Here is a 9,633-nt window from a genome sequence, read left to right on the forward strand (position 1 = left end):
CGGCGGGCCACCCCGCGAGCCCGTCCCTCGCGGCCGGAGGGGTCCCGAGCGGTCCCGACCCGAGCGGTCCCGACCCGAGCGGTCCCGACCCGGGCGGGCGCGACCCCGGCGGGCAGGGGGTGCGGGTTCCGGACGGGCGAGGAGGGCTGGTCTCGGGGGTCAGGCTCGCGTCCGGGGTGACGCTGGTGCTCGACGGCGTGGCCCGCACCCCGTCCACAGACGACATCCAAGCGGTGCTGGCAGCGGCCCGCCCGCTCCTGGCGGTGCTCGAAGAGAGGAAGCTCCTATGAAGATCACTTCGCTCGAGCCCGACCGGTGCCCGCCGGTCCCTGACGCGGGGTTCGGCGCGCTGCGCACCGAGCGGGGCAACCTGCCCCTGGAGAGCGTCGACGTGACCGCCGCCATCTCCGGCCTCATCGCCGGCGTGGAGGTGACGCAGGGCTTCCGCAACCCGTTCGACGTCACGCTGGAGGCCACGTACGTCTTCCCGCTCCCCGACAGGGCGGCGGTGACCGGGTTCAGGATGGAGGCCGACGACCGCGTGATCGAGGGGGTGCTCAAGGAACGCGGGCAGGCCAGGGTCGACTACGACCGGGCGCTGCGCGAGGGCCGCCGGGCGGCGATCGCCGAGGAGGAGCGGCCGGACGTGTTCACGATCAGAGTGGGAAACCTCCTGCCCGGCGAGCGCGTCACCGTCAGGCTGTCGCTGAGCCAGCCGCTGCCGTACGAGGACGGCGCGGCCACGTTCCGCTTCCCGCTGGTCGTCGCACCCCGCTACATCCCCGGCACGCCGGTGGACGGGCTTTCGGCGGGCGACGGCACGGCGCCCGACACCGACGCGGTGCCGGACGCCTCCCGGATCACCCCGCCCGTGCTGCTGCCCGGCTTCCCGGACCCGGTGCGCCTGTCGCTGTCCGCGACGATCGACGCCGCCGGGCTGGACCTGCGCGAGGTGGCCTCCAGCCTGCACGTGACCGAGGAGGAGGGCGACACCGTCCGACTCCGCCCGGGCGAACGGCTGGACCGCGACTTCATCCTCCGGCTGGCGTTCGAGGCGTCCACGGCGCTGCAGCTCGATGGCCGGGGCACGTTCTCGCTGACGGTCGTGCCGCCGGCGCTGCGGGCGGCCCGCACGCCGCGAGACCTGGTGCTCCTGCTCGACCGGTCGGGCAGCATGGGCGGCTGGAAGATGGTGGCCGCCCGCCGGGCGGCGGCCCGCATCGTCGACACGCTGACCTCGGACGACAGGTTCGCGGTGCTCACGTTCGACTCGGTGGTGGAGCAGGCGTTCGAGGGGCTCGTGGAGGCGTCCGACCGCAACCGCTACCGCGCCGTCGAGCACCTGGCCCGGGTGGACGCCCGCGGCGGCACCGAGCTCCTGGAGCCGCTCCGCCAGGCCGTGTCCCTGCTCAGCGGCCGGGCGCCCGAGGGCCGGGAACGGGTCGTGGTGCTGGTCACCGACGGCCAGGTGGGCAACGAGGACCAGATCCTGGAGCAGGCGGGCGGCGCCCTGTCTGCCATGCGGGTCCACGCGGTCGGCGTCGACCGGGCCGTGAACGCCGGCTTCCTCGGCCGGCTGGCCGGGCTGGGCGCGGGGCGGTGCGAGCTGGTCGAGTCGGAGGACCGGCTCGACGCGGCCATGGAGCAGATCCACCGGCGCATCGGCGCCCCCCTGGTGACGGACCTGTCGCTCAAGGGCCTCGACGTGGAACCGGGCACCCTCACGCACCTGGGCTCGATCTTCCCCGGGGTGCCGCTGCGCGTGCACGGCCGCCACCGGGGCGGCGACTCGGTGACCGTACGCGGGCTGGCGGCGGGCACGCCGTGGGAGCAGCAGGTCACCGGCACGGTCGTGGACAGCCCCGCGATCCGCGCGGTCTGGGCGCGCGCGCACCTGCGCGAGCTGGAGGACCGCTACGCGATGGGCGAGCACGAGCTGGAGGCGGAGATCGTACGGACCTCGCTGGAGAACGGGGTCCTCTGCCGGTTCACGGCCTACGTGGCGCTGGACACCAGGCAGGTCGCCGAGGGCGCGCCGGAGCATCGCGTCATCCAGCCGGTGGAGCCGCCGAGCGGCTGGGAGATGCCCTCGGCGCCGCCCGCGATGACGGGCTTCATGGCGCAGGCGGCGGTGATGGCGGCCCCGGGCGGCTTCCGGAGCCGTTCCCTCGCCTTCGACTCCGCCCTGGACGAGACGCCCCTCGCGGGCGGTCCGGCCGGCGACGCGGAAGGCCCGCTCGGAGGGGGCGGCCCGGCAGGCGGATCGGCCGGTGGATCGGAGGGTGGCTCGGTGGGTGGCTCGGTGGGTGGCTCCGTGGGGCGCGGGGCTCGGGGGCCGAGGTTCGGCAGGCCCGCCGTGCCTCCGGCGCCCGCCCGGCGCGGGTCACACGGCCTGGAGGCGGTCAGGACGCAACTGGTGGCGGAGCTCGACCGGCTGCGCGCCCTGCGGGTGGCCGACCCGCTCTACCTCGCCGACCTGGGCTCCCGCCTCGCGGCCCTGTCCGCCTACCTCGGCGGCCACGCCGAACTCTCGGCCCTGGCCCGCGAGCTTGAGGCCGCCGAGCAGCCCGGCGCCGACGCGGAGGCGCTGCGGTCGCACGCCGTGGACGTCCTGACGGCGCTCACCGGAGGCGGCCCCTCGCCCGAGCCCCGCCCCCCGTTCTGGAAGAGAGGCTGACGAACGACAAGGGCCGCGCGCCCGGCAATGGGCTGGGCCGCCCGGAGCCGGGTGGCAGTCGGGTGGCGCAGGGGGGCGGGTGGCTGACGTGGAAGAGAACTTCGGCTGACCCTCCGGCGACATCGGCCGGAAATGCGAACGGGCGTCTGTCGAACTCCGCCCCTCTGTTCTATCGTCACGGTACATGGCGACCTCTCGCGCACCCCTGCGCTTCGCCGAGGCGGTCTCCGTCACCGTTTCCGCGGCCGCGAAATCGGGTTTCTTCTTCGATTTCGACGGCACGCTCGCGCCCGTGACACGCGATCCGGGCGCGGTCGTCCCCGTCGCGGGAGCGCTCGAGCGGCTGGCCGCGCTGTCGAGGCTGGTGGGCAGGGTCGCCGTGGTCTCGGCCCGGCCGGTGGCGTTCCTGTGCGAGCGGTTCGCCCAGTTGCCCGCCGTGCGGCTGTACGGGCTGGACGGCCTGCAGACCGTGGCCGGGGGTGAGATCCGGACCGACCGGGAGGCCGAGCCGTGGGCGCCGGTCATGCGGCGGCTGGCCGAGGAGGCCGCGCGCGAGCTGCCCCGGGGGGTGCAGGTCGAGGACCGGGGGCTGATGGTGGCGCTGCACTACAGGGCGGCGCCGGGCGCGCGGGGCGCCGTGGAGCGGTGGGCGTCGGCCAGGGCGGCCCGGCTGGGCCTGACCGAACAGCTGGGCCGGATGGTGGTCGAGCTCAGGCCCCCCGTACGGCGCGACCTGGGCACGGTCGTCGGCGAGGAGTCCGCCGGACTGGTCACGGCCTGGTACTTCGGCGACGACCTGCCCGACGCGCGGGCCTTCGAGGCGCTGCGCGAGCGGGAGCGGCGGGATCCGGCGTTCGCCGGCGTCAGGGTGGCGGTGGCCGACTCGGAGACGGGTGACGAGCTGGCCCGCCGGGCCGATCTCGCCCTCGGCTCCCCCGCGGAAATCCCGATGCTGCTGGACCAGGTGATCAGGGCGTTCGCCGGACGACAATGACCGGACGCCGGATAATGGCCGGGCTTTCGCCGATGAATGGCGGACCGAATGGGTCTCCGCCATTCCGCAAGAATGGCGTACGCACACCCCACCCGTTCATCCGGAAATGCCGGCGCGCGGTCCGTTTCGGTGCGGCACGGCCCATAGGCTGGACGGGTGACCACACTTGTCCTGGACGGCGGCCTCGCCACCCACCTCGAAGCGCTCGGCGCCGACCTGCGCGACGAGCTCTGGTCCGCACGGCTCCTGCTGGAGGACCCGGATCTGATCCGGCGGGTCCACGGCGACTACTTCGCGGCAGGGGCGCACGTGGCCACGACCGCCAGCTACCAGGCGTCCATTCCGGGGTTCGTCCGGCGCGGGCTGGACGTGGCACAGGCCGAAAGTCTCATCCGCCGTTCCGTGGAGCTCGCCGGGCAGGCTCGCGACGAGGCGGGCGGCGGGCTGGTGGCCGCCTCGGTCGGCCCGTACGGGGCCTACCTCGCCAACGGCGCCGAGTACACCGGCGACTACGACCTCGACGAGGACGGGCTGCTCGCCTGGCACCGGCCGCGCTGGGAGATCCTCGCCTCGGCCGGGGCCGACCTGCTGGCCTGCGAGACGATCCCGTCCTATCCGGAGGCGCGGGCGCTGGCCAGGCTGCTCGGCGAGACGCCCTCCCTCAAGGCGTGGGTGAGCTTCTCCTGCCGCGACGGCGAACACATCAACGACGGCACCCCGATCCGCGAGGCCGCCGCCCTGTTTGCGGGCGACCCGCGGGTGGTGGCCGTGGGGGCCAACTGCACGGCGCCCCGCCACATCCCGGGCCTCATCGCCGCGCTGTCGGGCGGCCTGCCCATCGTCGTCTACCCCAACTCGGGCGAGACGTGGGACGCCGAGCGACACCGGTGGCTCGGCCTGGCCGATCCGGTCGAGTACGGCCAGGCGGCCAAGGAGTGGGAGCGCGCGGGCGCCTCGCTGATCGGCGGCTGCTGCCGCACCACTCCCGACCACATCCGGCAGGTACGCGCCCACCTGCCCTGACCGCCCCCCGCCCTGGAGGGAGGCGGGCCCGGGCCGGGGGTCAGGCCGAGTGGACGGCCGGGGTCCGGCGGCGCTGCAGGAGGCCGTCCACGGCGAGCACGCCTCCCCCGGTGAAGCCGACGGCCAGCGCGCCGGCGGCGAGCGCCAGCACGAACTCGTAGCCGCCCTTGTCCACGGCGAACCCGTTCGCCAGGTGCACGAACACCATCGCGCCCACCATGTCCAGCGCCAGCACCGTGCCGGCCACGGGGAGCGCCGCGCCGAGGATCAGCGCCAGCCCGCCGACGACCTCCACCGTCATGACCACGGGAGCCGCCACGCCGGCGAGCGGGATCCCGACCGACTCGAAGAACTTCGCCGTCCCCGCCACGCCCATCGTGGCGAACTTCTGGTAGCCGTGCACGAGGAAGATCGCGCCGACGGCCACGCGGGCGAGCAGGAGCACGATGGAACGGGCCTGAACGAGCATGTCTCTCTCCTTTGGTCGTTCAGATTTGAACCATCACTGTAGCGGCATGTTCAAATCTGAACAACAAGTACACTTGGCCTCGTGACGGACACCCGGTGGCTCGACGAGACGGAGATGGCGGCCTGGCGGGCCTTCCTGGCGACCTCCCACCTGCTCGAACGGCGCATCGAGGAGCAGCTCAAGGCGTCCGCGGGCCTGACGCACCCGCAGTACGAGATCCTCGTACGGCTGTCGGCCCAGCCCGGCCACCGGATGCGCATGACGGAGCTGGCCAGGGGCGTGGTCGCGTCCAAGAGCGCGCTGACCTACCAGATCACCCAACTGGAGAAGGCCGGCCTGGTCGAGCGCACCACCTGCCCGTCGGACGACAGGGGGGTGCTGGCCGTGCTCACCGGGGCGGGGATGCGCTGCCTGGAACAGGTGGCGCCGGGCCACGTGGAGGTGGTGCGGGCCTACCTGATCGACCGGCTCACCCGCGACGAGCTCGAGGTGATGACCACGGCCATGCGCAGGACCGAGCAGGCGCTCAGAGGCTGAGGGGCCCGCCGCGGCGGGCCGGACGCGCGATGCCGGGACTCAGGCCTTGGCGGCGCGGGCGGCGCGCTCGATCTCCAGCTTGGCGCTCGCGGCGTACTTGTCGACGTACTCCTGCTCCGACAGCTCCATGAGCGCGTACATGATCTCGTCCGTCACGGCCCGCAGCACCAGCCGGTCGTCCTCCATGCCGTAGTAGCGGGAGAAGTCGAGCGGCTTGCCGAACCTGACGCCCGGCCGGATGCCCAGCCTGGGCAGCGGCCGACCGGGCGGCATCATCTCGAACGTGTTGATCATCGCCCACGGGATGACGGGCGCGCGCGCCTCCAGCGCCAGCCGGGCCACGCCGGTCTTGCCCTTGTAGAGGCGGCCGTCGGGCGAGCGGGTGCCCTCCGGGTAGATGCCGAGGACGCTGCCCTCGCGCAGCACGCGAAGGCCGGTGCGCAGGGCGGCCTCGCTCGCCTTGCCGCCGGAGCGGTCGATCGGCAGGGTCCCGACGCCGCTGAAGAACAGCCTGGTGAAGAAGCCTTTGATCCCGCTGCCGGTGAAGTAGTCGGACTTGCCCAGCGAGATGACCTTGCGGCGCAGATGCAGCGGGCCGATGAAGTGGTCGGCGAACGACAGGTGGTTTCCGGCCAGGATCGCCGGACCGTGCCTGGGCACGTTGTCCGCTCCCTCGGCCCACGGCCTGAAGACGATGTGGAGAATCGGCCCCAAGATGACCTTGACCACCCAGTACAACACCCGGCCACCTCTTCCCCAGAGCGATGCCTGAAAGCCAGAGTCATCTTCGCATCTCAGGCGCGATGCTCATACACCAGCTCTCGCACAAAGGCCCTCGATCGTGCGACGATCGGGCAATTCCGGGATGAAATCCCAACGAGGAGCTGTTATGCCGCTCATGCCAGGCGCGGAGCCCTACCATCACGAAGCAGGCCAGGTCGGCGTGCTGCTCTGTCACGGGTTCACGGGCACGCCGCAGTCCCTGCGGCCGTGGGCCGAGTATCTGGCCGGCCACGGCCTGAGCGTCTCGCTGCCCCGCCAGCCGGGCCACGGCACGACCTGGCGGGAGATGAACCGCACCCGCTGGGAGGACTGGTACGCCGAGGTGGAGAAGGCGTTCGCGGACCTCCAGGGCCGCTGCGCGGAGGTGTTCGTGGCCGGGCTGTCACTGGGCGGCTGCCTGGCGCTGCGGCTGGCCGAGGTGCACGGCGCCGCGATCCGGGGCGTGGTGCTGGTCAACCCGTCGATCGCGAACGACGTGCCGCTGCTCAGGCTGGCCCCGGTGCTCAAGTGGTTCGTGCCGTCGGTGCCCGGGGTGGCCAACGACGTGAAGAAGCCCGGGGTGACGGAGCTGGCCTACACGCGCACCCCGGTGAAGGCGGCCGCCTCGCTGCCGGGGCTCTGGTCGCTGGTGCAGGCCGACCTGCCCGAGGTGGTGCAGCCGCTGCTGGTCTTCCACAGCGCCGACGACCACGTGGTGAAACCGACGAGCGTGGCGATCATTCGCCAGAAGGTCCCACAGGCCACTATCGAGGAGCTTACCGATAGCTACCATGTTGCGACGCTGGACAACGATGCCGACAGGATCTTTGCCGGAAGCCTCGACTTCATCCGTACACATGCCTCGGTACCCTTGCAGAGGGACTGATCGCACCCAGGGGGAAGTCGCGATCGCTGCGGAGAGGCCCATCTAGGTGACGCCCCAGAGTGACGAGGACGAGGTCTGGCGGCAGATCGTCGCGTCCTTCAACGAGACAGCCGAGCGCGACTCGGCCGACCAGCCATGGCCGGACAGCGAGAACGTCCCGGTGGAGCCGGCGCGCCGCGTGGTGAGACCGCCCGAGCCGGAGGACGACGAGGAGCGCCACGAGACCGTCATACCCGGCGAGCGGGACGACGCGGACGGCGAGGCCGACGACGAGGGCCACTTCGAGCCGCCGCCCCCTCCCCCGCTGCCCAAGCTGGACATGGTCACCAAGGTCGCCTGGGTGGCCCTGTTCGGCGGCCCCGCCTACCTGCTGGTGGCGGCGATGGCCGACTGGCAGATGGAGGGCTGGGCGCTGTTCACCGCGGTGGCGGCGTTCATCGGCGGTTTCGTCGCGCTGGTGGTGCGCATGGGCGACGGCCCGCCCAACGACTCGGGCTGGGACGACGGCGCGGTGCTGTAGCCGCGCGCCCGGACCGATCAGCCGCACGCCACGGGTGGCGGCGCGTCATGAGTCCTTCGGGGGCTGGCTGCCGGGCCCGAAGGACTCCACCACGTCGGTGTAGCGCTCGGCGCTGTCGATGGCGTGTCCGACCGCCCACACCGCGCCCTTGCCCGCGAGGTAGGTGACGGCCTGCAGCCGCACGGTGTCCCTGCCCCGGGTCGTGCCGCCCCTGATGATCTCCCAGTCGCCCTTCTCGTGGCGGAGCATGAACGCCTCCGCGGCGCGCGACGGGTCGTAGCCGGAGACCCAGTAGCGTCCCTTGCCGTCGCCGGTCACCCCGTACAGGCGCGACTCGCCGCCGGGCACCCTCTCGCGCTTCCAGCGCTTGCCGTTCCAGGACAGCACGAGCGGCTCGACGTCGTCGGGCCCGTGGTAGACGCCGCCGACGGCGACGGCGCGCCTGGCGCTGTCGACCTGGACGTCGCGCAGGTAGCCGCCCGGGATGTCGGGCACCGGCATGGCCTTCCACTGGCCGTCCGACTCGTGCGCGATCAGCGGCCGGGTGCCGGTGTCGCCGACGGCGAACCCGTCGGCGACCGCGTAGAGGGCGCCCTGGGCCTCGGTCTCCTGGACCGTCCACCGGCCGTGCTCGCCGGTCACGATGAGCCCGACGACCTCGTTCCTCCTCGGGTCGCGGCTCTTGCCGCTGCCGACGGCCACCACCTGCCCGGAGCGGGCGTCGACGCCGCCGAGCCAGTCGCCGGCCCACAGCCCGTCGACCCGCACGCGGGAGAAGCCGCCCGCGTCGCCGTGGGCGAGGTAGGGCAGGCCGTCGACGCCGTCGCCCACGGCCCACACGTCGGAGGAGGAGCCGGCGGCGACGCCGCGCAGGTTGACCGTGCCGGCGTCGCGGATCGGCACCTCGCCCCAGCGCGTGCCGTTCCAGTGGCGGATCGTGCCGCGGTTCTTCCACACGTCCCAGATCTGCTGCTGGCCGACCGCCCACACGTCGCCGGAGGAGAGCGCGAGCACGTCGGAGAGCGAACCGTCGGCGACGAGGCGGGCGCTGGTCGAACGCTGCCACCCCTCGGCGGAGGCGGGACGCGGATCGGCATGCGCGGCGGGCGTGACCTGCGACCAGACCACGGACGTCGCCAGGATCAAGGAGAGCGCACGCCGCTGAGAGCGACGGGTCATGAGCAAATGCTACGGCTTCGCGTCCCGGTTCCCGGCCTTCAGCCCCCAACTCCCAGCTCGGCGACCACGGGGAGATGATCGGAAGCCCCGGCCAGATCGGCGGTCGGGGCGTCGGCTCCCCCGCACGACACGACCCGCGTCCCGCGCGCGGCGAACACCGCGTCGATGCGGGCCCGGGGGTTCCGGGCGGTGAACGTGAACCCGTCGCCGACGGGCGCGGCCGGGTAGCAGTCGACGAGTTGATCGGCCAGGTAGCGCCAGGCCGGCTGGTGGGGCCGTTCGTTGAAGTCGCCGCCCAGCACGGTCGCGGCCCCGAACCCGGCCGAGGCGCGCCGCATCAGCTCCATGGCCTCGCCCGCGTGGCGCACCCTGGCCGCGTCGTTCAGGTCGAGGTGGGTCGAGCCGACGGCGAGCCGCGCGCCGTCCACCTCGACGACGGCGATCGCCAGCCCGCGCGGCTGCAGGCCGGCGTAGAAGCGCAGCAGGTGGCTCTCGCCGTGCACCACCCGGACGCGGGGCCCGGCGAGCACCGCGACCCCGGTGAGCCGGCTTCCCGCGGCGACCCGCATGCCGCACGCCGCCGCCA

10 protein-coding genes and 1 pseudogene are annotated in these 9,633 nt (G+C 73.3%); 7 read left to right on the top strand and 4 right to left on the bottom strand.

The features are described 5' to 3' along the window. The 4 genes and pseudogenes from DQW85_RS33125 to mmuM all read left to right on the top strand — a co-directional run. A pseudogene (locus DQW85_RS33125) lies at positions 1-290 on the top strand (hypothetical protein); the annotation flags it as partial. Next, on the top strand, positions 287-2,677 hold the full coding sequence (locus DQW85_RS33130) for a VIT domain-containing protein (RefSeq protein WP_113703714.1): 2,391 nt from the start codon (positions 287-289) through the stop codon (positions 2,675-2,677). The pseudogene DQW85_RS33125 and the gene DQW85_RS33130, both read left to right, overlap by 4 nt. A 184-nt stretch (positions 2,678-2,861) precedes the next feature. Beyond that, positions 2,862-3,671 (top strand): trehalose-phosphatase, encoded by an 810-nt coding sequence (otsB, locus tag DQW85_RS33135; protein ID WP_113703715.1) that lies wholly within the window; start codon positions 2,862-2,864, stop codon positions 3,669-3,671. A 156-nt stretch (positions 3,672-3,827) separates the two neighbouring features. Beyond that, complete coding sequence (gene mmuM, locus DQW85_RS33140) at positions 3,828-4,694, top strand: homocysteine S-methyltransferase (protein WP_113703716.1); 867 nt, start codon at positions 3,828-3,830, stop codon at positions 4,692-4,694. A gap of 40 nt (positions 4,695-4,734) precedes the next feature. Here mmuM and DQW85_RS33145 read toward each other — a convergent pair whose 3' ends face one another. Next, entirely contained in the window at positions 4,735-5,163 is a 429-nt protein-coding gene (locus DQW85_RS33145; protein WP_113703717.1) for a DoxX family protein, read from the bottom strand. An 81-nt stretch (positions 5,164-5,244) separates the two neighbouring features. On the opposite strand from DQW85_RS33145, the gene DQW85_RS33150 reads away from it, so the two are divergent. Beyond that, on the top strand, positions 5,245-5,700 hold the full coding sequence (locus DQW85_RS33150; RefSeq protein ID WP_113703718.1) for a MarR family winged helix-turn-helix transcriptional regulator: 456 nt from the start codon (positions 5,245-5,247) through the stop codon (positions 5,698-5,700). Between the two features lie 39 nt (positions 5,701-5,739). Here the strand turns inward: DQW85_RS33150 and DQW85_RS33155 are convergent, their stop codons facing one another. Further along, positions 5,740-6,441, bottom strand: a complete 702-nt coding sequence (locus tag DQW85_RS33155) for a lysophospholipid acyltransferase family protein (RefSeq protein ID WP_113703719.1) — start codon at positions 6,439-6,441, stop codon at positions 5,740-5,742. Between the two features lie 148 nt (positions 6,442-6,589). On the opposite strand from DQW85_RS33155, the gene DQW85_RS33160 reads away from it, so the two are divergent. Together DQW85_RS33160 and DQW85_RS33165 are read left to right on the top strand one after the other, a co-directional pair. Further along, on the top strand, positions 6,590-7,348 hold the full coding sequence (locus DQW85_RS33160; RefSeq protein WP_113703720.1) for an alpha/beta hydrolase: 759 nt from the start codon (positions 6,590-6,592) through the stop codon (positions 7,346-7,348). A 46-nt stretch (positions 7,349-7,394) separates the two neighbouring features. Then, positions 7,395-7,868 carry a hypothetical protein gene (locus DQW85_RS33165; RefSeq protein ID WP_113703721.1) on the top strand — a complete coding sequence of 158 codons (474 nt, stop codon included), beginning with the start codon at positions 7,395-7,397 and terminating at the stop codon, positions 7,866-7,868. A gap of 45 nt (positions 7,869-7,913) precedes the next feature. Here the strand turns inward: DQW85_RS33165 and DQW85_RS33170 are convergent, their stop codons facing one another. After that, positions 7,914-9,047, bottom strand: coding sequence for a hypothetical protein (locus DQW85_RS33170; protein WP_240197579.1), 1,134 nt, complete (start codon positions 9,045-9,047; stop codon positions 7,914-7,916). Between the two features lie 38 nt (positions 9,048-9,085). Then, on the bottom strand, positions 9,086-9,633 hold a 548-nt coding region (locus DQW85_RS33175), incomplete at its 5' end, for an endonuclease/exonuclease/phosphatase family protein (protein ID WP_162795570.1).

This window comes from Nonomuraea lactucae (assembly GCF_003313395.1).
Classification (GTDB): Bacteria; Actinomycetota; Actinomycetes; order Streptosporangiales; family Streptosporangiaceae; genus Nonomuraea; species Nonomuraea lactucae.